This is a genomic window from Halorarum salinum, from assembly GCF_013402875.1.
Classification (GTDB): domain Archaea; phylum Halobacteriota; class Halobacteria; order Halobacteriales; family Haloferacaceae; genus Halorarum; species Halorarum salinum.
In genome coordinates this window covers 2780316-2804020 of sequence record NZ_CP058579.1, presented here as the reverse complement: position 1 = coordinate 2804020, position 23705 = coordinate 2780316, and the positions used below count along the sequence as shown (strand labels likewise).

Annotated in this window: 32 protein-coding genes and 1 tRNA gene; 25 read left to right on the top strand and 8 right to left on the bottom strand. The window is 70.6% G+C overall.

Annotation, left to right across the window (positions count from 1 at the left end; genetic code table 11):
- Positions 1-30: 30 nt before the first annotated feature.
- Positions 31-516 (bottom strand): Lrp/AsnC family transcriptional regulator, encoded by a 486-nt coding sequence (locus HUG12_RS13955; RefSeq protein ID WP_179269355.1) that lies wholly within the window; start codon positions 514-516, stop codon positions 31-33.
- A 186-nt stretch (positions 517-702) separates the two neighbouring features.
- On the opposite strand from HUG12_RS13955, the gene HUG12_RS13950 reads away from it, so the two are divergent.
- From HUG12_RS13950 to HUG12_RS13915, 8 genes are all read left to right on the top strand, one after another.
- A complete protein-coding gene (locus HUG12_RS13950; RefSeq protein ID WP_179269354.1) occupies positions 703-1632 on the top strand; it encodes a DMT family transporter in 930 nt (309 codons plus the stop codon).
- A 127-nt stretch (positions 1633-1759) separates the two neighbouring features.
- Entirely contained in the window at positions 1760-2002 is a 243-nt protein-coding gene (locus tag HUG12_RS13945; protein WP_179269353.1) for a DUF5816 domain-containing protein, read from the top strand.
- A 67-nt stretch (positions 2003-2069) separates the two neighbouring features.
- Positions 2070-2615: a mechanosensitive ion channel domain-containing protein gene (locus HUG12_RS13940; RefSeq protein ID WP_179269352.1), complete on the top strand. Its 546-nt coding sequence runs from the start codon at positions 2070-2072 to the stop codon at positions 2613-2615.
- 145 nt (positions 2616-2760) lie between these two features.
- A complete protein-coding gene (locus HUG12_RS13935) occupies positions 2761-3699 on the top strand; it encodes a metal-dependent hydrolase (RefSeq protein ID WP_179269351.1) in 939 nt (312 codons plus the stop codon).
- 57 nt (positions 3700-3756) lie between these two features.
- Positions 3757-4398: a hypothetical protein gene (locus HUG12_RS13930; protein WP_179269350.1), complete on the top strand. Its 642-nt coding sequence runs from the start codon at positions 3757-3759 to the stop codon at positions 4396-4398.
- Complete coding sequence (locus HUG12_RS13925; RefSeq protein ID WP_179269349.1) at positions 4395-5060, top strand: hypothetical protein; 666 nt, start codon at positions 4395-4397, stop codon at positions 5058-5060. Before HUG12_RS13930 ends, HUG12_RS13925 begins: the two co-directional genes overlap by 4 nt.
- Positions 5061-5121: 61 nt before the next feature.
- Positions 5122-5850 carry a hypothetical protein gene (locus HUG12_RS13920; protein ID WP_179269348.1) on the top strand — a complete coding sequence of 243 codons (729 nt, stop codon included), beginning with the start codon at positions 5122-5124 and terminating at the stop codon, positions 5848-5850.
- 140 nt (positions 5851-5990) lie between these two features.
- Positions 5991-6191, top strand: coding sequence for a dodecin (locus HUG12_RS13915; RefSeq protein ID WP_179270652.1), 201 nt, complete (start codon positions 5991-5993; stop codon positions 6189-6191).
- Between the two features lie 74 nt (positions 6192-6265).
- Here the strand turns inward: HUG12_RS13915 and HUG12_RS13910 are convergent, their stop codons facing one another.
- Complete coding sequence (locus HUG12_RS13910; protein ID WP_179269347.1) at positions 6266-7249, bottom strand: mechanosensitive ion channel family protein; 984 nt, start codon at positions 7247-7249, stop codon at positions 6266-6268.
- A gap of 223 nt (positions 7250-7472) precedes the next feature.
- Between HUG12_RS13910 and HUG12_RS13905 the strand changes: the two genes are divergently transcribed.
- The 4 genes from HUG12_RS13905 to HUG12_RS13890 all read left to right on the top strand — a co-directional run bounded on the left by HUG12_RS13905 (position 7473) and on the right by HUG12_RS13890 (position 10273).
- A complete protein-coding gene (locus HUG12_RS13905; RefSeq protein ID WP_179269346.1) occupies positions 7473-8228 on the top strand; it encodes a proteasome assembly chaperone family protein in 756 nt (251 codons plus the stop codon).
- An 88-nt stretch (positions 8229-8316) separates the two neighbouring features.
- Positions 8317-9354 carry an HTH-type sugar sensing transcriptional regulator TrmB gene (gene trmB, locus HUG12_RS13900; protein WP_179269345.1) on the top strand — a complete coding sequence of 346 codons (1038 nt, stop codon included), beginning with the start codon at positions 8317-8319 and terminating at the stop codon, positions 9352-9354.
- Positions 9355-9467: 113 nt separating this feature from the next.
- Complete coding sequence (locus HUG12_RS13895; protein WP_179269344.1) at positions 9468-9752, top strand: translation initiation factor eIF-1A; 285 nt, start codon at positions 9468-9470, stop codon at positions 9750-9752.
- Between the two features lie 263 nt (positions 9753-10015).
- On the top strand, positions 10016-10273 hold the full coding sequence (locus HUG12_RS13890) for a hypothetical protein (protein WP_179269343.1): 258 nt from the start codon (positions 10016-10018) through the stop codon (positions 10271-10273).
- A 51-nt stretch (positions 10274-10324) separates the two neighbouring features.
- Here HUG12_RS13890 and HUG12_RS13885 read toward each other — a convergent pair whose 3' ends face one another.
- Together HUG12_RS13885 and HUG12_RS13880 are read right to left on the bottom strand one after the other, a co-directional pair.
- The gene (locus tag HUG12_RS13885; protein ID WP_179269342.1) at positions 10325-11134 is read right to left on the bottom strand and encodes a M14 family metallopeptidase; all 810 of its coding nucleotides are present in this window, start codon (positions 11132-11134) and stop codon (positions 10325-10327) included.
- Positions 11135-11254: 120 nt separating this feature from the next.
- On the bottom strand, positions 11255-11740 hold the full coding sequence (locus HUG12_RS13880; protein ID WP_179269341.1) for a DUF309 domain-containing protein: 486 nt from the start codon (positions 11738-11740) through the stop codon (positions 11255-11257).
- 134 nt (positions 11741-11874) lie between these two features.
- Here HUG12_RS13880 and HUG12_RS13875 point away from each other — a divergent pair, with 134 nt between their 5' ends.
- A complete protein-coding gene (locus HUG12_RS13875; protein ID WP_179269340.1) occupies positions 11875-12159 on the top strand; it encodes a hypothetical protein in 285 nt (94 codons plus the stop codon).
- A gap of 63 nt (positions 12160-12222) precedes the next feature.
- Positions 12223-12306, top strand: a tRNA-Leu gene (locus tag HUG12_RS13870).
- Between the two features lie 243 nt (positions 12307-12549).
- Here the strand turns inward: HUG12_RS13870 and HUG12_RS13865 are convergent.
- The 3 genes from HUG12_RS13865 to HUG12_RS13855 form a co-directional block, all read right to left on the bottom strand.
- Positions 12550-12864, bottom strand: coding sequence for a hypothetical protein (locus tag HUG12_RS13865; protein WP_179269339.1), 315 nt, complete (start codon positions 12862-12864; stop codon positions 12550-12552).
- A gap of 130 nt (positions 12865-12994) precedes the next feature.
- Complete coding sequence (locus tag HUG12_RS13860) at positions 12995-13246, bottom strand: hypothetical protein (protein ID WP_179269338.1); 252 nt, start codon at positions 13244-13246, stop codon at positions 12995-12997.
- Positions 13247-13298: 52 nt separating this feature from the next.
- Positions 13299-13574, bottom strand: coding sequence for a hypothetical protein (locus HUG12_RS13855; protein WP_179269337.1), 276 nt, complete (start codon positions 13572-13574; stop codon positions 13299-13301).
- Between the two features lie 91 nt (positions 13575-13665).
- Between HUG12_RS13855 and HUG12_RS13850 the strand changes: the two genes are divergently transcribed.
- From HUG12_RS13850 to HUG12_RS13840, 3 genes are all read left to right on the top strand, one after another.
- Positions 13666-14505 carry an inositol monophosphatase family protein gene (locus HUG12_RS13850; protein WP_179269336.1) on the top strand — a complete coding sequence of 280 codons (840 nt, stop codon included), beginning with the start codon at positions 13666-13668 and terminating at the stop codon, positions 14503-14505.
- A gap of 121 nt (positions 14506-14626) precedes the next feature.
- Positions 14627-15076, top strand: a complete 450-nt coding sequence (locus HUG12_RS13845) for an Lrp/AsnC family transcriptional regulator (protein WP_179269335.1) — start codon at positions 14627-14629, stop codon at positions 15074-15076.
- 82 nt (positions 15077-15158) lie between these two features.
- Entirely contained in the window at positions 15159-16322 is a 1164-nt protein-coding gene (locus HUG12_RS13840) for an HD domain-containing protein (RefSeq protein ID WP_179269334.1), read from the top strand.
- Between the two features lie 72 nt (positions 16323-16394).
- On the opposite strand, the gene HUG12_RS13835 is transcribed toward HUG12_RS13840, so the two are convergent.
- Positions 16395-16886 carry a GNAT family N-acetyltransferase gene (locus HUG12_RS13835; protein ID WP_179269333.1) on the bottom strand — a complete coding sequence of 164 codons (492 nt, stop codon included), beginning with the start codon at positions 16884-16886 and terminating at the stop codon, positions 16395-16397.
- A 244-nt stretch (positions 16887-17130) separates the two neighbouring features.
- Here HUG12_RS13835 and HUG12_RS13830 point away from each other — a divergent pair, with 244 nt between their 5' ends.
- The 8 genes from HUG12_RS13830 (at position 17131) to HUG12_RS13795 (ending at position 23652) form a co-directional block, all read left to right on the top strand.
- Positions 17131-18366, top strand: coding sequence for an HD domain-containing protein (locus tag HUG12_RS13830; RefSeq protein WP_179269332.1), 1236 nt, complete (start codon positions 17131-17133; stop codon positions 18364-18366).
- Positions 18363-19394 (top strand): amidohydrolase family protein, encoded by a 1032-nt coding sequence (locus HUG12_RS13825; protein ID WP_179269331.1) that lies wholly within the window; start codon positions 18363-18365, stop codon positions 19392-19394. Before HUG12_RS13830 ends, HUG12_RS13825 begins: the two co-directional genes overlap by 4 nt.
- 114 nt (positions 19395-19508) lie before the next feature.
- The gene (locus HUG12_RS13820; protein ID WP_179269330.1) at positions 19509-19808 is read left to right on the top strand and encodes a 50S ribosomal protein L21e; all 300 of its coding nucleotides are present in this window, start codon (positions 19509-19511) and stop codon (positions 19806-19808) included.
- Positions 19805-20161 (top strand): RNA polymerase Rpb4 family protein, encoded by a 357-nt coding sequence (locus tag HUG12_RS13815; RefSeq protein WP_179269329.1) that lies wholly within the window; start codon positions 19805-19807, stop codon positions 20159-20161. The genes HUG12_RS13820 and HUG12_RS13815 overlap by 4 nt, the downstream gene beginning before the upstream one ends.
- Before the next feature lie 55 nt (positions 20162-20216).
- The gene (locus HUG12_RS13810; protein WP_179269328.1) at positions 20217-20864 is read left to right on the top strand and encodes a DUF655 domain-containing protein; all 648 of its coding nucleotides are present in this window, start codon (positions 20217-20219) and stop codon (positions 20862-20864) included.
- Between the two features lie 49 nt (positions 20865-20913).
- Positions 20914-21780: a 16S ribosomal RNA methyltransferase A gene (locus HUG12_RS13805; RefSeq protein ID WP_179269327.1), complete on the top strand. Its 867-nt coding sequence runs from the start codon at positions 20914-20916 to the stop codon at positions 21778-21780.
- Entirely contained in the window at positions 21780-23021 is a 1242-nt protein-coding gene (locus tag HUG12_RS13800) for a mechanosensitive ion channel family protein (RefSeq protein ID WP_218836322.1), read from the top strand. The genes HUG12_RS13805 and HUG12_RS13800 overlap by 1 nt, the downstream gene beginning before the upstream one ends.
- Positions 23011-23652 (top strand): HemK2/MTQ2 family protein methyltransferase, encoded by a 642-nt coding sequence (locus tag HUG12_RS13795; RefSeq protein ID WP_394354266.1) that lies wholly within the window; start codon positions 23011-23013, stop codon positions 23650-23652. The genes HUG12_RS13800 and HUG12_RS13795 overlap by 11 nt, the downstream gene beginning before the upstream one ends.
- Positions 23653-23705 lie beyond the last annotated feature (53 nt).

Below are 23705 nucleotides of genomic sequence, written 5' to 3'. Positions count from 1 at the left end.
CGCGCTCGGGAGACCGGGGAGCGTCGCCGGTCACTCGTCGACGAGTTCCTCGACGAGCGTCTCCAGGTCGTAGCTCTGGAGCGCCGAGTTCGCGTCCGCGACCGTCGAGACGACGAACGTGGAGTTCGTCCGTTCGACCTCCTCCAGGCGCTCGAAGTCGGTGATGAGTCGCTCGACCATCTCCCGGCCCGACAGGTGGGCGACGACCATGAAGTCCGTCTCGCCCATCGTGAAGTACACCTGCGTCACCCCCTCGATGTCCGCCAGTTTCTCCCCGATGTCGTGGTGGGTCCCGGAGTAGTCGGTCAGCACCTCCAGCACGACCGTCACCCCGAGCCCCACCGCCTCGAGGTCGAAGTCGTAGAGGTCGTTCTCGATGATGCCGTCCTCCTTCAGGTTGTTCAGACGGTAGTGGATGGTGGAGACGGGGATGCCGGTTTCCTCGTGGAGTCGCTCGGGGCTCCCGGTCTCGAGGTCCGCGATGGCCTTCAGGAGGGTGACGTCGCGCTCGTCCATTCGCTACGGACTCACTCGGCCCGGGCGGCAAATAGTCTCCGGCTCGCCGAGTTGGAGCGAACTCCAACGATTCGACGAATTGCAGCCGTAAAATCGTGAAGAATGGGACGTAGGGGGCGTGCCACTCAGTTTCACCGCCGATCATTGTAGTCAGGTTTAACAATCTACGCCACGTTCGATTCTCACATGAACTACGACCTCCGCGCCGTCCACCCGGCGGCGCTGTTCGCTCTCCTCGCGGCGCTGTGGGGCGGCTCGTTCGTCTGGATCGAAGTCGGACTCGACTACTTCCCGCCGCTGTCGTTCGCCGCGTTGCGCTACGACGTCGCCGGACTGCTCGTCGTGGCGTACGCCGCGGCGACCGTCGACCGGTGGCGCCCCCGGGGCCGGGAGTGGCTCCCCGTCGCCGTCACGGGCGTCTTCGTCATCGGCGCGTACCACGGCCTGCTGTTCCTCGGCATCCAGCACGTCTCCGGCGCGGTCGCGGCGGTGCTCATCGGGCTCACGCCCGTGTTCACCGCGGGCTTCGCGGCCGCGCTCCACCGCGGCGAGGGGTTCGACGCGCCGCGGGTCGTCGGCGTCCTGCTTGGCTTTCTCGGGGTCGCCGTCGTCGCGGGCGTCGGCCCCGCCGGCCTCGCCGGCAACCACACCGGCGGCGTCCTGCTCGTGCTCGGGGGGTCGGTCGCGTACGCGCTCGGGACCGTGCTCGCGCCGGAGGGCGACTCGCTCCCCCTGCGGACGACCGAGGGGTGGGCCATGCTCGGCGGCTCCGCGCTGCTCCACGTCTGGGCGCTCGCCAGGGGCGAGTCCATCGGGTCCGTCTCCTGGACGCCCGAGGCCATCGTCGCCTTCGCGTACCTCACGGTGCTCGCCGGCGCGGTGGCGTTCCTCCTCTACTTCCACCTGCTGGCGGCCGTCGGCCCGACGGAACTGAACCTCGTCGGCTACGTCGAACCGCTGGTCGCCGCGGCGCTGTCGTGGGTCCTGCTCGGGCAGGTCGTCGGCCCGCGGACGCTCGCCGGCTTCGGCTGCATCCTCGGCGGCTTCGCGCTCGTGAAACACGTCCAACTCCGGCGCCTGCTCGGCGGCGTCCGCGGACGCGTCGCGGGCGTCTGAGCCGGCGCCGAACGCGGCGGGGTCCGTCCGACCCGGAGGATCGAACCGGTTCGAACCGACCCGTCCGCGCCGGCCCGCGTTCGAACCGCCCCGGAACGGTTTTCCGCGGCGACCGGCATCCCGGACCATGGACCTGACCGTCATCGAGACGCCGGACGGCGACCGCTACGTGGACCGGTCCGCGGGCGAGCGCGGCGCCGAGGCGCCCTTCTTCCACGTCTACGCCGACCCGGCGGGCGAGACCCGCTGGGGGTACTTCTGCGGCAACTGCGAGACGGTGGACAACGCGATGGACTCGATGGGCCGCATCGAGTGCAACGTCTGTGGCAACATCCGGAAGCCGGAGGAGTGGGACGCGGCCCACGAGTAGTCGCTCCGTCGGGATCGGGCAGACGCCCGGGACTGCATTTATGCGGTAGCCGCGAGCAGGGCAGGCCATGTTCCTGCTGTCGGTCGCCGGGGTCGTGGACGAAGCGCTGCGGGCGTTCCTCGCCGACGTAGAGGCCGCGCTCCCCCGACTGATCGCGGGGGTCGTGTTCCTCGTGCTGGCCGTCGTCGCTGTGAAACTCCTGCTGTCCCTCGTCCGGGCCGTCCTCCGCAGGGCGCTGCCTGGCGAGTCGCCGGTGTACCGCCAGTTCCTCGCGACGTTGGTCGGCCTGTTCCTCTGGTTCGCCGTGGGGCTCTCGTTCCTCTCGGTCGTCGGCCTCGAGGGCATCGCCCGGTCGCTCGGTACGGCGGCGGGTTTTCTCGCGCTCGGCGTCTCGTACGCCCTGTCGAACATGATCGCGGACGCGGTCGCGGGCGTCTACCTCCTCCGCGACCCCGACTTCAACCCGGGCGACCGGGTCGACGTCGACGGGACGGTCGGCGAGGTGCGGTCCATCGAACTCCGCAAGACGCGGCTTCGGGTCGAGGGGGATACGGTGGTCCGCGGGAACTCCCGGATCGAGCAGGAGTGGACGAAACTGGCCGACGACGCGTAGGTCACCCGACCGCCCGCTGAGCGACTGGAAGGGCGGAACTGCCCGCCCGAGCGTCCGGAGCCTCCGCTGCGTCCGTCCCGTATCCCGTAGCCCGACCCCCGGGTGGGGGCACGAGGCTTATCTCCCCCCGCCCCGAAATCGGGCCATGTTCGTCGGGCACGCCCTCCTCGCGTTCGCGCTGGTGGCCGGCGCGGCCACACGGTTCGAGTCGCCGCGTCGGGCCCTCGTGTTCGGCGCCGTGGCGGCCGCGTTCGCCGCCGTTCCCGACGTCGACATCGGCTACGCCGTCGTCGGCCTCGCCGGCGCGCTCGGCGGCGGTCCGCTCGAGCTCGCGTCCGCGTTCTGGGAGACGGGGAACGTCGTCCACCGCGGGATGACCCACTCGCTCGTCGTCGCGCCGGTCGCCGCGCTCGCCGCGGCTGCGTGGGTCGACGGGCGGACGCCGGCGCGCGCGCTCGGCGTCGCGGTTACGGGGGCGCTGGTCGCGACGACCGCCGTCCTCTCCGGCGTGCTCGCCGGCCTGGTGGCGATCGCCTTCGCGCTCGCCTGTCTCGCGGTGGCCGAGGTCGTTCTCCGCCGCGCGGACCTCGGCCCCCGGGGGACGTTCGCGCTGGCGCTCGTCGGCCTCGCGAGCCACCCGTTCGGCGACGTGTTCACGGGCGAGCCCCCGGCGCTGTTCTACCCGTTCGCGTCGCCGTCGATCGAGACCGTCACGCTCCACCCCGACCCGACGCTCCACCTGCTGGGGGCGTTTGGCCTCGAACTCGCGACCGTCTGGGCCGCGCTGCTCGTCTGGACCCGACTGCGCGAGGGGCGGTCGCTGCCGCGCGTGGACGCCCGAGCGGCCGCCGGCGCGGGGTACGCCGCCAGCGCGTTCCTCATCCCTGCGCCCACGCTCGACCTGTCGTACCCGTTCGTGTTCAGCGTCCTCGCGGTCGGGCTCGTCGGGGTCGCGCCGCGGGTCCGGATCCGGAGACGGGAGTTCGCACGGCCGGCGCCGGAGCGGGCGGCCTACACCGGGCTGTCGGCGGTGACCGTCGCCGCGGCTGCCTACGCGGTGGCGTACGTCTCGCTCTTCGGGTGACCGACCGCCGAGGGGGTGACGGAACGGTTTTTGTCACATCCGTCTCAAGGACCCCGCATGGAGGCACGTAGGCTACGCGATGTCCTCGAGGACCAGCGACTCAACGCCTGGGGTGGCTGGCTCCTGCTGTCGGTCATGACCGTCGGCGCGCTGGGGGAACTCCTCACGGGCGGGGAGGCCGTCTGGGGGGTGTTCGTGCTGCTCGTCGTGGCGATCGCGGTCGTACCGGCGGTCGCGTTCCGCGACGCCACCGCCATGTTGCCGTGGGAACTGCTGCTTCTCGCGGGCCTCCCCGCCGTCGGGAGGGTACTGCTTACCGGGGAGACGGTCGCGGGGATCACGTTCTCCGGGCGGGTGACGACGTATCTCGCGGTGGCGGCGGTCGCGCTCATCGTCGCGGTCGAGCTCGACGTGTTCACGCCGGTCAGGATGAGTCACGGGTTCGCGGTCTTCTTCGTCACCATCGCGACGATGGCCGCGTCGGGCGTCTGGGCCGTGCTCAGATACGCCTCGGACGCGTTGATCGGAACGGGGTTCCTGCTGGACGGGCGGCCGGAGGAGGTCGTCGAGCGGGCGCTCATGCTCGACTTCGTCGCCGCGACGGTGGCGGGCGTCGTCGCCGGGTTCCTGTTCGAGTTCTACTTCCGGCGGCAGTCGAACGCGGACACCCGGATCGACGTGGAGGTGTCCGAACTGTGAGGCTGCGCGACCGCCTCCGCATCTCGCCGGCCCGCCAGCGACGGCTCACCCGGCTGATGCAGATCGTGCTCGTCGGGTTGCTGTTCATCGGACTGGAGCGCGGGAGCACGGGCATCATCGTGAACGCGAGCGTCGCGCTCGCCGTCTCGTACCTACCGGCGCTGCTCGAACGGGAGTACGACCTCCCGATGGACGCGGGGCTGACCCTGTGGATCACGAGCGCCATATTCCTCCACGCGCTCGGCACCGTCGGCCTGCCGGGCGCCTCGGAGAACTTCTACCGGAACGTCCCGTGGTGGGACCACCTCACTCACGCGCTCTCGTCGTCGGTCGTGGCCGCGACCGGGTACACCGTCACGCGGGCGATAGAGGAGCACTCGGACGCCGTCTCGCTCCCCCCGCGGTTCATGTTCGTGTTCATCCTCCTGTTCGTGCTGGCGTTCGGGGTGTTCTGGGAGGTGCTCGAGTTCGCCCTGGCCGAGATCGCGCTCGCGCTCGGCACGACGTCCGTGCTCACCCAGTACGGGCTGGAGGACACGCTGCTGGATCTGGTGTTCGACACCATCGGGGGCATCATCGTCGCCGTCTGGGGAACCGCCCACCTCACGGACATCACCGGGGCGCTCACCGAACGGCTCGACGAGCGCCGGTCCCGGTCCTGACCGGGACGCCCCGGCCGGTGCCGGGAGAAGGGCTACAGGTCTCAAGCGACGAGCGGGGGACGTGACTGGGGAGGACGAGGGTGACGGCCGGGCCGACCGGGGGCCGCCGGTGACCGTCACCGCGTTCATGAACGAGAACTACCGGCTGTTCACGATGATCAGCGTCTTCGCCGCGCTGTCGGTGTACCTCTCGGACCTGGCGGACGCCGACACGGGGGCCGTCAGGCTCGGGATCGGCGCCGCGCTCGTGCTGTTTCTCGTCTCGTCGGTCGCGGGGGTCGTCCGGGCGTACAGGGCGACCGAGCGGGTCTTGCACCACCCGGACGCCCAGTCAAAGCTGTGGGTGTTTCCCCACGCGCTGTTGATGTACGCGCTATTCTTCCTGACGGTGTCGATATTCCGGATCATCGAGACCAGATACCCCGGCGAGGTCGCCGACGTGCTCGCGTCCGGCATCATGTACACGCTCATCTTCGTCTACTGGGCGTTCGTCTCCAGGGAGGAGCAGTACGAGGGGTTCACGAGGGGCCCGGAACTCCGCAGGCTCCTCCCGCAGTCGCCGTACCTCTCGCTCCTCCCGACGGCGGTGTGGGCGTACCTCGGGTGGGACGGCGGCAGCCTCGTCCTCGGGCCCGACCGCTCGGCCGCGGTCGTGGTCGGGTTCGTGTTCGGGGTGGTGCTCGTCCACCTCCTGGCGACGGCCGGAATCGTCCTCGCGATGGTCGGCGTCGACAGGCTCGTCCTGGACGGTGACGGGGGGAGCAGCGGAAGCGAGGTCGACGAACCGTAGCGTCCCGACCGGGAAGCCGGGAGGCCCGTCCGGCGCGGCACCGACCGACCCACGGGCGGCAACAGTTCGGCGACGGGGGCTCGGTTCCGACCCAGCGTTTACGACGCGAGCGGCCCAAGGGGAACCGGGTGCACGAGGAGATGGTGTTCAAGAAGATCGACCTCATCGGCCGGAGTACAGAGAGCTTCGACGGCGCGGTGGACGACGCGCTCGACCGCGCGGAGGAGACGCTGGACAACGTCCACTGGGCGACGGTGACCGAGTTCGGCGTCGAGATCGCCAGCGTCGAGGGACGGGAGTACCAGGCGGAGGTGGAGGTCGCCTTCGAACTGGAGGAGTGAGCGGCCGGGGTGACCGCGAGGGGCGCCGAACGAGCGGGGCGAGCAGCGCGGCGGCGTTCGGTTCCGGTCGGCGTTCAGTTCCGGTCGGCGGGTCCCGACCGGTCGCTCGGCTCCTGACTCGCGTCCACGCGGACGTCCGCGACGCCGCTCGTCTCGTCGAACACGAGGTGCTGGTGCGGGTAGGGGATGGTCACGTCGACCCCTTCCTCGTTTAGCAGGCGCCACACCTCCGTCTGGACCTTCGACCTGACGGTGAGCAGTTTGTACGGGCGCCGCGCCCAGTAGCGGAGCCGCAGGTGGATGCCGTGGTCGCCGAACTGGTCGATGTAACAGGTCGGCTTCGCCGGGTAGCGCGCGGTCCCGATGCGGATGTCCGGGCCGCCCTCGATGACGTCCTCGCAGTCGGCGGCGGCGCGCTCGATGAGGCGGCGGGCCGTCTCGACGTCCGACTCGTAGGTGACCGCGACGTCCACCTGGAGGCGGGTGCGCTCGTCCTCGGCCGAGTAGTTCTTCACCAGGTCGTCACGGATGACGGAGTTGGGGATGACCGCGAACGTGTTGTCCATGGTGAACACCTTCGTGTACCGGAGGGTGATGTCGTCGACGAACCCCGTGGTCCCCTCGGCCAGTTCGATCATGTCGCCGATCTCGAACGGCTGATCCGCGAGGACGAACAGCCCGTTGATGATGGAGCCGACGATGGGCGCGAGGATGATACCGACCACCGCGGAGAACACCCCGACGGAGAGGACGATGTTCCCCAGTTCGATCCCCGCCGCCCCCAGGCCGACGAAGCCGAACAGGAGGATGATGCCGACGTGGACGCCGCGGAGGACGGTCTGTGCGACGCTCTGTCTGACGAACCGGCGCGCGATGGGTCGGCCGAGCAGCCTGATCGCGTAGCGGGAGACCACCGCCCCGAATGCGAGGAACAGCAGCACGACCGCGGCCCTCGCCCCTGGGAAGTTGAGCAGTTCGTTGTAGAACCCGAGGAGCGACCCGGCGGGTCCGTCGACTGGAACCTCGGTCCGGGTCGGCGTCGCGGTCCCAGCCTGCATACGGCGGGCGAGGGCGGCCCGGCGAAAAAGCGTTCCCCTCCGCACGCGGCCGTCGGCGGAGCACGGCAACCGGCCGACCGGATCGGGAACCCCGTCGACCTCAGGATCCACGGCTCCCTCGGGCCTCGGGCGCGAACGCGGTCGAACCGGGGCGAACGCGATCGAACCCGGCGGCGTCGCGACGGGCGGTATCACTAACTCCGAACGCGTCGTACGACGGGACATGGCTGATCCCAGCACCGACGGCGGAGCGACCTTCCACGTCGACACCCGAACCGAACCCGCGGCGACGGTGCTCGCCGGGTTCTCCGGGTTCGGGCTCGCGGGGTTGACGGCGGTCGACTACCTCGTCGACCACCTCGAACTCGAGCAGACCGGCCACATCCGGGCGGAGGGGCTCCCGACGATCACCCCGTTCCAGGAGGGGAAGCCGCGCTATCCGACGCGGCTCTACTCCCGGTCGGACCTCGACGTGACCGTGCTCGTCGGCGAACTGCTCGTCCCCGTCCCCATCGCGGAGCCGTTCTCGAACGCCATCCTCGACTGGACCGGGTCGAAGGGGGTCGAGGAGATCGCCGTCCTCTCGGGCGTGCCGTTCCCCCACGGGCCGAACGACCACCGCGCGTTCTACGTCGCCAGCGACGACTACGTGGCCGATCACTTCTCCGGCGACGCCGCGGCCGACGTGCCGCCGATGGGGGCCGGCTTCCTCGACGGGACGAACGCCGCCCTCATGGCCCGGGGGATGGAGTCGGACCTCGGCGTCGGCGTCTACGTCACGCCGGTCCACGCGCTGGCCCCGGACGTCGAGGCGACCATCAGGCTGCTCGACGCCGCCGAGTCGGTGTACGGGCTCGGGATCGACACCGACCCGTTACAGGAGTTCGCGGAGGAGGTCCAGCAGTACTACCAGAACCTCGCCGACAGGTTCGAGGAGCAGAGCGAGGAGGAACAGCCGCTCGACCGGATGTACATGTGACGGGACCGGAACGGGAGGACCACGTTTCGGAAACAGGTACTACTCGCGAGTCAGTAAATACCTTATACCAGCGGTCGATGGATAGCGTATGGCCGACGACCTGCGCTCGACGATGGAGCGCGTCGGGGAACGGTTCAACCTCGGCGAGTACGAGATCGACGCCTACCTCGCCGTGCTCGAACGTGGCGAACTGACCGCCAGCGAGATCGCCGGCGAGACGGACATCCCGCAGCCGCGGGTGTACGACACCGTCCGGAGCCTCTCGGACAGGGGGCTCGTGGAACTGCGCGAGTCGCGCCCGATGAAGATCGTCGCGGTCGACCCCGGCGAGGCGTTCGGGGACATCCGGTCGTCGCTGGCCGAGATGGTCGACGAACTCGAGGCGCGGTACACCGCGCCGACGCGGGACACCGAGGCGGTGTCGCTCGTGAAGTCCCGCTCGACCATCCTCCGGTACATCGAGGAGGTGATCGAGGAGGCGGAGTACGAACTCACCGTCTCGCTCACGCCGGACCTGCTCCGCCGCTTCCGCGAGACCCTCGCGACGCGCATCGCCGACGGCATCGCCATCGAACTGCTCGTGACGCCCGCCTCGCGCGCACCCTCCCCGGAGGAGTTCGAGTACGACGCGATCGCCACCGAGGTGCGCGGCCGTCGCGGCATCACGACGCCGGTCATCGCGGTGGCCGACGGCGAGTACTCGGTGTACGCGACCCAGGACGCCCTGCGGGACGACCGCGACCGCTACGGCGTCATCTTCAACCGGTCGGCGCTGGGCTTTCTGGTGTCGGGCTTCTTCGGCACGGTGCTGTGGAGCACCGCGGAGGGGATCGCGACCGACGGCGAGGGGCGGCCGTTCCCCCGGACGTACGCGTCCATCCGCCGCGCGGTGAAGGACGTCCACGAGCTCGACGGGAACTTCCGCGCGGTCATCACGGGACGCGACGTGGAGACCGGCAACGAGGTCCGCGTCGAGGGGCCGGTCGTGGAGTACCAGTTCGACGAGTCCGAGCAGGTCGCCTCCATCACCGTCGAGGACCCGGAGGGCGGCCGTGTGAGCATCGGCGGCCTCGTCGCGGCTCTGGAGGACGTCGAGGGCCAGGAGATACGACTCGACCGGGCCTGACCGCCGGTCGGAACGGACCCCGGGTACCACCGGGTCGTCCCCCTCCGTACCCCGTGTCAAACGTTAGCGGAAGACTCCAATGACTTATCCGTCCTACGCGCCAACCACTAGGCGTGAGTGAAGAATCTGGGCGCCGGAACCTCCGGATGCCCGACAGCGATCAGGTGTTCGCCGTGGTGACCGAACACCTCGGGGGGAACCACGTTCGACTCCGATGTGTGGACGGGAAGACGAGGATGGGACGGATTCCCGGCCGGATGAAGTACCGGACCTGGATCAACGAGGGGGACGTCGTCATCGCCGAGCCGTGGGACTGGCAGGACGAGAAGGCCAACGTCGAGTGGCGGTACTCCGAGGAGGACGCCCAGCAGCTCCGCGAGGAGGGGCACATCGAATGACCGTCCGGTCCGCCTGAGGGCGAACTTTACGCGTCGGTCACACGAACGCAACGAGGAGCGACGGCCACGACCAACCACCCGCTCCGTTCGAGGTGACGTTCCGCCCGCGATAGTTCACGACTGCCGCGAACGATCACGACCGCCGCGAACGTTCACGGCCGGGGCCTCGTGCCCGGCCGGTCGCCGCTTCGGGGCCGACGGCACGCCCGGCCGGACGCGAAGCGGCCCCAACGGATAAGCCACTGGTCGCCGTACGGTTTTCCATGGACGTCACCCTTCTGGAACTCCACGTGAACGACGGCCTCGACTTCAGCCCGACCGGCTCCATCGGCTCCCGGTCCGGCGGGGACGACGACGAAACGGTCGCGGACGAGGAGTCCGGCTCGAGCGGCCGGACGGGGATGAAGGCGTTCGGCGTCCTCGTCCTGCTCGCGTTGCTCGCCGTCGGGGTGAAGAAGTTCGGCGGGAGGGGGGACGGTGAGATGGAGGACCTCGAGGAGCTCGACGAGATGCCGGCCTGACCGGTCCCGCTCGGACCCGGTCCGGCGGAGCGGCGGGCGGCCGGCGGACGGTTACTCCATCGTACCGACCTTCTCGGCCGCGTAGCCGAACGCGTCCGCGTAGCCGCGCGCGGACATCAACACCGGGTAGAACGGCTCGTCCGCGGTGAACGTCTCGCCGTCCGCGACGGCGAACCGCTCGCCGACGTCGACGCGCTCGAAGTTGTGTGCGAATACCTCGTACTCCTCGGCCGGCGGCTTGCCGACCGGCTGGCGGAGTCGGAAGACGTCGACCGCCCCCGGGTCCGCGCCGGCGGCACCGGCGGGTTCCTCGACGGTCGGCGCCGACAGGGCGCCCGTGGCGACGAGGAAGGCCCGCGCGAGCCAGTAGGCGTTCTCGGCGGCTCCCTCGGTCCCCTGGAGGCCACACTCGACCTCGACCGTGTGGGGATGCTCGATGAGCCGCCCCTCGGTGAACAGGTCGGTCTCGATGAGGGTGTCCACGGGGAGATGCGGGACGACGGCGCGGGCGATCTCGTCGACCGTGTCACACAGCGCGAACGGCTCCGCGTACGACTGCGTCGAGTGGAGCGCGAGCGTGGTACTGCCCTCGAGTTCGCGCGCGAGGTCGTGTGCCAGCCGCCCTTCGTGGGTGTCGGCGTCGGGGTCGCCGGGGAACGCCCGGTTGAGGTCCTCGTCCAGGTAGCGTTCGTCTCGCTCGAGCGCCGCCTCGTTGGCGACGATCAGCTTCACGGGGCGCTCGAGCGCCGGCGACTCGGAGACGAGCCGATCGACCGCGGCCGGCCCGCACGGTTCGTCCCCGTGGATCCCCCCGACGACGGCCACCTCCGGGACGCCCTCCCCCAGCTGGTGGATTCGCATACGAGTCGTCCGGGGGCGCACTATTTGTGAACCGCGGTTCCGGGTCGTCCCGACCCGGGGGGTCGACTCGCCGTCCGCGACGACCGGTTCGGCCTCGCGCGGGCGGTCCCCCGCCAGGGGTCAGCCGTCCAGCGACTCGGCGTACTCGTAGTCGGACTCGTAGGCGTCCGGGGTATGGCCGTCGAGCCGGATCCGCCGGCCGTCGAACGCGCCCGGGTTCGCGAGCGCCGCCGAGAGGGTCGACCGCACGTCCGCCACGTCGACGCCGTAGAAGTCACCGGGGACTCCCTGGAGGTACTGGAGCGCCGTCTCGAACAACGAGCGCATGCCGTCGTCGTCCTCGAAGTCGACGTGCTTGTAGGCCCCCGCGGCGACCTGCACCATCCCGTGGAGGAACGCGCTCTCGGTCGTCCCCGAGCCGTAGTTGTACCACTCGTCCTCGAAGCAGTCGTGCGCCTCGTGGTACTCGCCCGCGTTGAACAGTCTGACGCCGTGTTCGGTCGCCCGCCGGAGGGTCGCGTGCTCCCATACCCGCTCGTCCGCGCGCCACCCTGCGGGGTTCCCCAGCGGCGGTGCCACGCCGGGGTCGCGGGTGTGATCGTCCATACCCCCCGTCCCACCCGAACGGCCTTCAGTTACGCGGTGGTCCGGATCGGACGGCCGTGGGACCCCCGAGGTTCCCCGAGTGGCGACCGCGGGTCGCGGCCCGGATTTTTGATCACGGTCGACGACGTACGAACGTGTACCCAGTCAGCCCGGTCGTGGCCGCCCTGGCGCGGATCGCCGCCCGGATCGCCGCCGTCCCCCGTCGCGTCGCCGTCCGCGTCCGGGGCGTCCTGACCGACGAGGCGCTCCGACCCGCACTCCTGTACCTGTTGGCCCTGTCGCTCGGCTTCGCCAGCTTCGTGACGTACCTGCTCCGGGGCGGCGGCGACGTGACGCGGGTCGAGATCGGGCTCCAGCTCGGCTCGTTCGGCACCGTGTTCTACACGTCGCTGGTCGGGGCCGGAACCGCACGACGGTGAGTCGGCGGCGAACGGACGGAGTCGCAACGTTTTACCCCACCCACGCCGGAGATTCGAACGCGTGCGAGGGTAGCCAAGCCTGGAAACGGCGGCGGACTCAAGATCCGCTCCTGTAGAGGTCCATGCGTTCAAATCGCATCCCTCGCACTCGCTGGCGGAGACCCGCCGTACGAGTGCGGAGGTCGTCTCTCGGGACGATCTTCCCTCGCGATTACTGCCGAGGCGTCCGACGCCGACCCGCGGGTATCGGATCGGGTCTCGGTTCACGGGCTCGGGGCACGCTCTCGATACGCTCCCGAGCACGACGCTCGCTTCGACCGACGGGAAGGGTCGTACCGGGCACGGTCCGACTGGCTGGAGGCCCTCAGCCGCTCGCGCGAGGGCGGCGCTTCACTCCGCGTCGTCGGACGTGTCGGTGGCTTCCCGCTCGGCGTCCTCCCCTTCGAGGGCGTCCAGCGAAGCGGGGAGGTGGCTCTCGACCAGCGTCAGCGTCAGCCGATAGACCCCGTAGCCGAAGGCGGAGAACAGGAGCAGGTCGATGACGTACAGTTCGAGGAACTCGACGGGCGTCACCTGGTTGACCAGGAGGTCCCCGGTGACCATGAGGAAGCCGAGGGTGAGCACGAGGAGCACGACCGGACCGAGTACGATCAACAGTCCGATCGCCAGTACGACGAGTCGATCGGCCAGGTCGGACCGTACCATGCCGGCCCTTCACGACCCACGGTAAAACCGTCTAGCACGAAAGCGGAACGGCGGTCGGGCGGCGGGCGTGGCTGACGGTCGCTCCCACGTCCCGGTCCCGGCCGCGGTTCCGGCCGGGCCCACCGGCGACCTACTCGCCGCCGTCGGTCGCGACGCCGAGGACGCGGTCCGCCTCCCGCCGGGCCTGCGCGGGCGACGGCCGGTTCCCGCGTCGGACCTCCGTCCCGAGCGCCGTGGCGAGGTCGGTCACGTCGTCGCCGGTCCCGTCGGCGGCGACCCGCTCGAACGTCCGCCGGTAGGTGACCGCACAGCGCCTGCCGCCGTCGGTCGTGGTCGCGTCGATGACGTGTTCGAGCTGTCTGACCGCTTCCGTCGGTCGCATGGACGGCCGTTCGGTCCCGCGCCAGTTAAACTCACTCTGAGTCGGAATCGAGTTAATCGGAATCGAACAGGCGCTCCATCACCCGGAGGTACTCGGCCGCCACCTCGTGGTCGGCCTCGGCGTGGTACTCGACCCGCGAGCAACCGAACAGTACCCGCTCCCGCCGACCCGTCTCGGGGAGTTCGGCCCGGGCGACCGTCGCGACCGCCTCCAGCGCGTCGAGCAGTTCGTCCGTCTCGCCCTCGCTGGCGTGCCCGCGTGCGGTCGAGAGCAGGCCCGAGAGCGTCGCGTCGACGTCACCGGGGCGGTCCGTTCGCTCGTCGGTCACGGTCGAAGCTACCGCGCGGACGCACCTAAACCCATCCGCCGGCGCCGGCGGACCGACGGATATTCGGGTTGCCTCCCCGTTCGTGCGGGCCATGAGCGAGCAACCGGGCCGGGCCGCCGTGGCCGAGCAGGCGGCCCGCGCCGGCGCGGCCGTCGCCGCGAAGCACTTTCGCATCGGAATCGACGTGGAGACGAAGGCCGAGAAGACCGACGTGGTCACGGCGGCCGACCGCGCCGCCCAGCGGCGGGTCATCGAGACGGTCCGCGAGTCGTTCCCCGACGACGCGTTCGTGGGCGAGGAGGAGAGTGCCCGCGGGAGCGACGGTGAGACCGCCGAGGTGGACGTACTGAAGGAGGTTCCGCCGGAGGGGCCGGTCTGGGTGATCGACCCCATCGACGGGACGAACAACTACGTGCGGGACATCCGGGTGTTCGCGACCGCCGTCGCGGCCGTCGTCGACGGCGAACCGGTCGCCGCCGCGAACGTCCTGCCGGCGATGGACGACGCGTACGTCGCCGACGGGGACGCGACCTACCGGAACGGCGAGCGGGTGACCGTCAGCGACGTCGACGACCCGGAGCGGGGCGCCGTCGCGCCCACCATCTGGTGGGGGCGCGACCGGCGCGACGAGTACGCGGCCGCCTGCTCGGAGATCGTCCGGCGGTTCGCCGACCTCCGCCGGTTCGGCTCCGCCCAGGCGACGCTCCCCATGGTCGCCGACGGTTCGCTGGAGGGAACCGTCACCAACGTCGCCTGCAACCCCTGGGACACCGTCGCGGGGGTCCACATGATCCGGAACGCCGGCGGGACGGTCACGGATCTGAACGGCGATCGCTGGACCCACGACTCGCGCGGGCTGGTCGCCTCCAACGGCGAACTACACGACGAGGTGCTGGCGGCCGCCCGCGGCGTCGACGCCGTTCGGGACTGATCGTTCGGGAGCGACGCGGGATCCCGATCCGCGTCGTTTCCGACCCGCATCGTCCCCGATCGACGCGGTCCCCGATCGGGTCGAACGCAACGTCGAAGTACCGTCCATCCGGAGGGGCGGTATGGAACTCGACGAGACGGACCGGGCCATCCTCCGCATCCTCCAGGAGGACGCGCGGACGCCGTTCAGCGAGGTGGCGCGCCGGATCGACATGTCGAGCGCGACCGTCCACGACCGGGTCTCGCGCATGGAGGAGGCGGGCGTCATCCGGGGGTACCACGCCGAGATCGACCCGGGTGCGGTGGGCTACGGCGTCTCGGCGCTCGTCGGCCTCCGCGTCCAGCAGGGGCACGAGGACGAGGCGCTCGCGCGGCTTCGCGACGTGGAGGGCGTCCGGGAGGTCCACCTGACGACGGGCGAGTGGGACGTGATGATGCGGGTGTACGCCGGGAGCACCGACGACCTCCGGGAGCTCATGTTCGGACAGATCGCCGGCATGGAGGGGTTCGACCGGTCCCAGACGATGGTCATCCTGGGGACCGCCTACGAGGAGACGGGCGTTCCGATCTAGCGTCGCTCGGGGCCGCACATGGACGGGCGGACACCCATCGACAGTGTTTCACGACGAGGAGCCGACCACCGCGTAGCGACCGATGAAGGCAATCAAGGACAGCGTTCACGACTACATCACCCTCGATCCCGTCGCGGCGGACCTGCTGGACACCGACGCCTTCCAGCGGCTCAGACACATCAAACAGCTCTCCACCGTTCGACTCGTCTACCCCTCCGCCTCGCACACCCGGTTCGAGCACAGCCTCGGCGTCTACCACCTCGCGTCGCGCTCGCTGGAGTACCTCGGCGTGGAGGGCGACCGCGCCAGGCACGTCCGTGCCGCGGCGCTCCTGCACGACGTCGGCCACGGTCCGTACGGCCACCAGACCGAGGAGGTCATCGAGCGCCACACCGGCCGCCATCACGACGAGGTGGGCGACCTGCTCGAACGGACGGACGCGGCCGGCGTCCTCGCGGACCACGGGCTGGACCCGGACCGGGTCGCCGCGCTGGTCCGCGGCGAGGGGGAACTCGGCCAGCTCGTCTCGGGGGAACTGGACGTCGACCGGATGGACTACCTGGTGCGGGACGCCCACCACACGGGCGTCCCCTACGGCACCATCGACCACGAGCGGCTCGTCCGGGAACTTCGGTACAGCGACGGGCAGCTCGTCCTCGGCGAGGGGAACGTCCAGACCGCCGAATCGCTCCTGCTCGCGCGGGCGCTCATGGACGCGACGGTGTACCGCCACCACGTCTCCCGCATCGCCGGCGCGATGCTGGAGCGCGCCTCCGAGCGGCTCATCGAGTGCGGGACGGACGTCGAGACGTTCCGCCGGATGGCGGACCACGACCTGCTGGTCGCGCTGCGCGGGGACGTGCCCGAACTCGGCCGCCGCATCGAGTACCGCGACCTGTACAAGCGCGCCGTGTGGGCCGACCTGGCCGCCGTCCCGACGGACGTCGTCGAGTTCGACCACGGCGAGGAGCGGGCCACGGAGCGGGAGATCGCCGACCTCGCGGACGTCGACGCCCGGGACGTCGTCGTCGACGTGCCGGACCGGCCGACGTTCACGGAGGCCGGCAGCAGGGTCGTCGTCAACGGGGTCCCCCAGCGGCTGGAGGACGCCTCCGAACTCGTGTCCGGGCTTCGCGCCGCCCAGCGCGCGGGCTGGCGGATGGGGGTGTACGCGCCCGAGGAGCACGTCGACGAGGTGGCCGCGGCGGCCGAGGACGTCCTCGGCGTCCGTGCGATGGTGCCGTAACGACGCGCCCGTCCTCCGTCCGGGGACGAACCGTCGAGCGGCGTACCGCGAACGGCCCGGTCGTCCCCGGACCTACCCGCGTTCCAGCGCGAACGTGTGCTCCCGGACGGCGTCCCCGCCGATCGTCGTCTCCTCCTCGGTGACCCGCTCGAGGCCGAGGTCCCGGTAGAACGCGTTTCCGAGGTCGTTGTCCGCGAGGACCATCGCGTAGATCCGGTCGACGTCGCGCTCGTACAGGTCGTCCCGCACCCGCTCGAACAGCCGACGGCCGATCCCCTGCCGTCTGTGCTCGGGGTGGACGTACAGTCGCAGGATGTCCCCCTCGTCCTCGCCGTTCAGGACCGCGTGGGCGAATCCGACGACCGCGTCCCCCTCGTCGGCGACGAGCAGCCGGGTCCGCGCGTCCGAGACCGCCTCGTGGAGGGCGTCCGTGCCGTACCACTCCTCGACGCCCTCCTCGATGGTCTCGCGGCTCAGAATCTCCGGGTAGTCGGCCTCCCACGAGGCGCGCGCGACGTCACGGATCGCGTCGACGTCGTCGTCGGACGCCTCACGTATCGTCATGCGTTACCGTTGCACGCCGTCCTGATTAGCTGTTTTGCCCGGAACTGCGGGGTTTCGACGGTCGAGCGGCGTCTCGGAGCCCCCGGCGAACGCGGACGGGGGAGACGCCGGTCCACCCGTCCCGGTCGAATCGCCAACCGTTTTTATCCGGTGGCGGCCAAACGCGGGGTATGACCCGACTCGCCGCGCCGTCCCGACGCGGGGCGCCCCGGTCGCACGGCCGGTACCCACGGGGGGACCACGCGTGACGACGATCAAGGACTCCGTCCACGACCACATCGAACTGGAGGGCGTGGCGACCGACCTGGTCGACACCCCGCAGGTGCAGCGACTCCGCCGGATCGCACAGCTCGGCACGGTGAAGCTCGTCTACCCGTCGGCCAACCACACCCGGTTCGAGCACAGCCTCGGCGTCTACCACCTCGCCTCCCACGCGCTGGAACAGCTCTCCGTCGAGGGCGTCCAGGCCGAGCGGGTCCGGGCCGCCGCGCTCCTCCACGACGTCGGGCACGCGCCGTTCAGCCACAACGTGGAGGAGCTGCTCCACCAGTACACGGGGCTGTATCACGACGACGTGAACGGCCTCATCGCGAACACGGAAGTGGGGGACGTCCTCGCGGACCACGGGCTCGACCCCGACCGCGTCGCGAACCTCATCGCCGGGGAGGGCCAGTACGGCCAGCTCGTCTCGGGGGAACTGGACGTCGACCGGATGGACTACCTGGTGCGGGACGCCCACCACACGGGCGTCCCCTACGGCACCATCGACCACGAGCGGCTCGTCCGGGAGCTGACGTTCGTGGACGGCGAACTCGTGCTCGACGAGGGGAACGTCCAGACCGCCGAGTCGCTCCTGCTCGCGCGGGCGCTGATGAACCCGACGGTGTACACCCACCCGGTCGCCCGCATCAGCAAGGCGATGCTCCGGCGCGCGACCGAGCGCCTGCTGGACTCGCCCGACATCGAGGCGGGGGCCGTCCGCCGGATGGACGACTACGACCTGGTCAGTGCGATGCGGATGAACGACGGGACGGCCGGGTTCGCGCGGCGGTACGACTCGCGCGACCTCTACAAGCGCGCCGTCTGGGCCGAGTACCACGACGTTCCGGACTCGTTGCGGACTGCCGACCCGAAGGAGCTTCGGGCGGTGGAGGCCGACGTCGCGGAGCGGTGCGAACTCGACACGAGCGAGGTCATCGTCGACGTCCCGCCCGAGCCGTCGATGAAGGAGTCAACCTCGAAGGTGCTCGTGAACGGCGACGTCCGACGGCTGGAGGACCAGTCGCCGCTCGTGACGGCGCTCAGGACGGCCCAGCGGGAGCAGTGGCGCCTCGGCGTGTACACCGTGGCGGACGCGACCGACCGCGTCGGCCGGGCGGCGGCCGAACGGCTCGGCCTGGACATCGAGGGAGCGCTCGTCGCGGACGTCACGCCCGGCGTGACCGCGACGCTGGACGAGTTCGAGGGCGCGTCGCGATGACCGGACCCCGGACGTTCGAGGGGACGGTGCTCGTCGGCCGGGGGTTCGAGCCGATCGAGGGCCGCGTCGTCGTCGAGGACGGCGTCGTGACCGCCGTCGAGGAGGCGCCGACGGGGTCGACGGACCTCATCCTCCCCGGGTTCGTCAACGCCCATACCCACATCGGCGACTCCATCGCGAAGGAGGCCGGCGGCGGCCTGTCGCTCGACGAACTCGTCGCGCCGCCCGACGGGCTCAAACACCGGTTGCTCCGGGACGCGACCCGCGAGGAGACCGTCGGGGCCATGCGGCGCTCGCTGCGGTTCATGGCCGAGACGGGGACCGTCGCGCACGTCGAGTTCCGTGAGGGCGGCGTCGAGGGGGTGGAGGCCATCCGGGAGGCGGGCGCCGACATCCCCGTCGAGAGCGTCGTCCTCGGGCGGGGGTCCGTGGCCGCGATGGAGCACCCGGACGCGGACGGGTTCGGCGCCAGCGGCGCGCGCGACGGCGACTTCGACGCCGAGCGGAACGCGACCCGGCGTGAGGGGAAGCTGTTCGGCATCCACGCGGGCGAGCGCGACGCCGACGACGTGAACGCCGCGATGGACCTCGACCCCGACCACCTCGTCCACATGGTCCACCCCGAACCAGTCCACCTCGACAGGCTGGCGGACGCGGGGACGCCGGTCGTCGTCTGCCCGCGCTCGAACCTCGTCACCGGCGTCGGCGTCCCGCCGTTGCGGGAACTGCTCGACCGGACGACGGTCGCGCTCGGCACGGACAACGTGATGTTGAACTCCCCGTCCATGTTCCGCGAGATGGAGTTCGCCGCGAAACTCACCGACGCGACCGCCACCGAGGTGCTCCGGATGGCCACGGTCGACGGGGCGGAACTGGCGGGCCTCGACTGCGGACTCGTGGAGGAGGGACGACCCGCCGAACTCCTGGTGCTCGACGGGGACAGCGACAACCTCGCTGGCGCTCGCGACCCCGTGCGTGCGGTCGTTCGGCGGGCGGACGGAGCCGACGTGAAACGGGTCGTCCGGTGAGGCCGGGCGGGCCGTGACCCGCCGTCGAAGCCGGCCGGCCGTGTTCGGCCGCCGCACGCGGGAACCGAGAACGCACCATTTATAAGTGAACCCGAAGAAAGACCTCGTACGATTATGCCGAGTTCGAACGGACCGCTCCACGGAACACGAGGTAAGCTGTCGAACGACCCCCGGGAGCGGGGCACCTCCCCGCCCCAGCGCGCCATCGCGGAGTTCGAGGAGGGCCAGACGGTCCACCTGACGCTCGACCCCTCCGTCCCCGACGGCCGGTTCCACCCCCGGTTCAACGGCCGGACGGGGACCGTCGTCGGCGAACAGGGGACCGCCTACAAGGTGGAGATAACCGACGGAAGCGTGACCAAGACGCTCATCGCCAAGCCGGCCCACCTCCGCGCCCAGCAGTCCGAGGAATGACGATCTTCAAGGAGAAGCTCGACGAGGAGTACCTCACCGTCTCCCAGGCGAAGGAACTGCTCGCCGACGTCGAGACCGAGCGCGCGGCCGACGAGGACCGCGAGCTCCGCTACGAGCTGGCGCGGGCCATCGAGCACGTGAACCGGTTCGCCGTCCTCGACGCCGAGGAGTCGCTCGAACTCGTCGAGGAGCTCCGGGAACTGGAGAAGGTGGACGAGGCGACCGCCTACAAGATCGCCGATCTGCTGCCGCGCGACCGGACGGAGCTGCGGGCCGTGTACGCCCAGGAGCGGTACGCGCTCTCGGGCGACGAACTCGACGAGATCCTCAACGTCGTCGCGAAGTACGCCTGAACGCGGGCCGCCGCGGCGACCACCTTTTATGCACCTGCCGGCTCTATTCAGGTGTATGACCGACGAGCCGTCGACGGAGAACCCCCCGACAGACGCGGACGCCGCCACGGCCGACGAGACGGCCGGATCGAGGGGCGAGACACGCGAGGCGGTGATACTCGACTTCCTGCCGAACGGCGATCCGGCGGACAACAGGGCGCCCCACCAGAAGCCGGCACTGGCGTACGCGCTCGACACGGACGACTTCCGGCTCTTCCGGCTGCAGATCGTCGACGGCGCCGACGTCTCCATCGGCGACGGGCTCGTCGTCGACCCCGAACCCGACCCGGCCGTCGTGGACCGGATGACCGAGATCGGCTACGACGACCTGACGCGGAACGCGCAGGGCGAACTGGAGTACGCCGTCGAGGAGCTGGTCGAGCGCGAGGAGCGGCGGTTCGTGGACTTCTTCAACGACGCCGGACCCATCTCGCTCCGGCTCCACCAGCTGAACCTCCTCCCGGGCATCGGGAAGAAGCTCAGGAACAACATCCTCGACGAGCGGAAACGGGGGCCGTTCGAGTCGTTCGACGATGTGACCGATCGCGTCTCGGGGCTCCACCACCCGCAGGACGTGCTCGTCGAACGGATCATGGAGGAACTGCGCGACGAGGACCTCAAGTACCGGACGTTCGTCGGCCGGAACGGCGGCGACGGGGGATGACGCGCCCCCGATAGACGGATTTACGGCCGACGACTTCGAAGCGGGGACGATGACCGAGTTCGAGTCCGAGTCCGCCTCCCGGGACCCGGACCGTCTCCGCCGGCGCGCGGGGGTCAGGGGCGACCCGGACAGGGACCAGCACTTCCTCGTCGACGACCGAGTCCTGGACAGGCTCCCCGGCTACCTCCCCGCCGACGCCGACCGCTCGCACGTCCTGGAGATCGGCGGGGGGACCGGCGCGCTGACCGACCGCCTGCTCGACGTGAGCGAGCGCGTGACCGTCGTCGAGCGCGACCCCGAACTCGCGGCGTTCCTGCGGGAGGAGTTCGCCGACGCGGTCGAGGCCGGTCGGCTGGCGGTGATCGAGGGGGACGCGCTCGCCGTGGAGCTTCCGCCGTTCACCGCCTGCGTGTCGAACCTGCCGTACGGCGTCTCCTCGGAGATCGCCTTCCGGCTGCTGCCCGAGGGGCGTCCGCTCGTCCTGATGGTCCAGTTCGAGTTCGGGGAGCGGATGGTGGCCGAGCCCGACACGCCCGAGTACGGTCGGCTCTCGGTGAGCGCGGGCCACTACGCGGACGTGGAACTCGTCGAGACGGTTCCGCGGGAGGCGTTCGACCCCCAGCCGCGCGTCGAGAGCGCGGTCGTCAGGTGCACCCCGCGGGAGCCGACCTACGAGGTCGAGGACGAGGCGTTCTTCCTCCGGTTCGTGAAGGCGCTCTTCACCCAGCGGCGCAAGACCGTCCGGAACGCGATCCGGAACACGGCCCACATCTCGGGGCTCGCCGACCCGGACGCGGTCGTCGAGGCCGTCGACGAGGCGACGCTCTCGAGGCGACCCGGCGAACTCGACCCCTCGGCCTTCGCGGCGCTGGCGCGCACGGCCCGCCGAGTGAGCGACGTAGGTGGTGGGCAGTAGTGACCCAGACTGGTACCGAGTCCGGCAACGAGACGGAGGCCCCGTTTCAGGCCGGCAACGGGACGGAGACCCCCTTCCCGGTCGGAAACGAGACGGCCGGTGGAACCCCGCTGCTGCCGCCCGAGGTGACGGAACCCGTCCAGGGGATGTTCCCGACGGTCGGCGCCCAGCTCGCGGGGACCGCCGTCGCGCTCGCGGTGCTCCTGATCTCGGCGGAGCTCGTCCGACGGGCCGGCGATCCGGCGAAGGAGCGATTCGGCGACGCGTTCGTCGAGTCGGTCCAGGCGGGCACGATGGCGGTGTTGACCGTTCTGGCCGGCGTCTTCTTCGTCGTCCTCTGGCGGGGAACCGCGGTGCTGGGCTACGTCTTCGACGTGCTCGACTTCGGGCGGGCGGAAGTCGTCAGCACCGTGTTCACGCTCGTCATCCTCGTCGGCGCGTACTCGGCCACCCGCGTGACGAAGCAGGCCGTCAGGCGGGTCGCACGCGGTCGTGGCCGGATCACCCGGCACCAGCGGCAGATCGTCCATCACGTCCTCCAGGTGAGCATCTTCGGCGTGGCGTCGCTCGTCGTGCTCGCCCTCTGGGGGCAAAACGTCGGCGGGCTGCTGGTCGGCGCGGGCTTTGCCGGCATCATCCTCGGGTTCGCGGCGCGACAGACGCTCGGCGCGGTGCTCGCGGGGTTCGTCGTGCTGTTCTCCCGGCCGTTCGAACTGGGCGACTGGGTCCGCATCGACGAGCAGGAGGGGATCGTCACCGACATCAACATCGTCAACACCCAGCTCCGGACGTTCGACGACGAACTCGTGATGGTGCCAAACGACATGGTGACGAGCGAGGAGATCGTGAACCGCTCCCGGAAGGGGCGGCTCCGGGGCAACGTGGACGTGGGCGTCGACTACGAGGCCGACCTCGAGGCGGCGACCGCGCTGGCCGAGGAGGCGATGGCCGACCTCGACGTCCTGCTCGAGCAGCCGAACCCGCAGGTCGTCCTGTCGGAGTTCGGCGACTCGGCCGTGGTCCTGCGGCTGCGGTTCCACATCGACAACCCGAGCGCCCGGAAGATGTGGAAGGCGCGGACGGACGTGATCGCGGCCGTCAAGTCCGCGTTCGACGAGGCGGACGTGTCCATCCCGTACCCGCAGCGGGAGCTGTCGGCCCGGGACGAGGCCTCACGCGTCGACGTCGCCGGCGCGGCCGCCGAGGACGGCTACCCCGCGGAGGCCGACGGTGCCGAGTGACCGGCCCGGCGGCGGGGAGGACGCGGAGCCGCCGGGCGGACGTCCCGGCTCCCGGGACCGCCTGGCCGAGCGTCGGGGGCTCGCCGACCCGGTCTACGCGCCGGCGGAGGACTCGGGGCTGCTCGCCGAGGCCGCGGCCGCACGCGCCCGCGGGACCGTCCTCGAGGTCGGAACGGGGTCGGGGTGGGTCGCCGAACGGGTGGCCGACGTGGACGGCGTCGAGCGCGTCGTCGGGAGCGACGTGAACCCCCACGCCTGCCGTCGCGCCCGCGATCGGGGGGTCGAGGCCGTGTGCGCGAACCTGCTCGACCCCTTCCGCGGGGCCGCCTTCGACGCGGTCCTGTTCAACCCCCCCTACCTCCCGACCGACCCCGACGCGGAGTGGGACGACTGGCAGGAGGCCGCCCTCTCGGGCGGCGCGTCGGGACGCGACCTGATCGAACCGTTCCTCGACGACGCGGGGCGCGTGCTCGCGCCCTCGGGCGTGGCCCTCCTGCTCGTCTCCTCGCTGGCCGGGTTCGGCGAGGTGATCGAGTACGCCCTCGACGGCGGGTTCCGGGCGGAGACGGTTCGCGAGGAGTCGTTCCCCTACGAGACGCTGTCGGTGCTCGCGCTCACGATGGATAACTAGAGGGCATTATTCGCTTTAGCAAGTATTATGCCTCGGCATTCCGAACTCGTGAG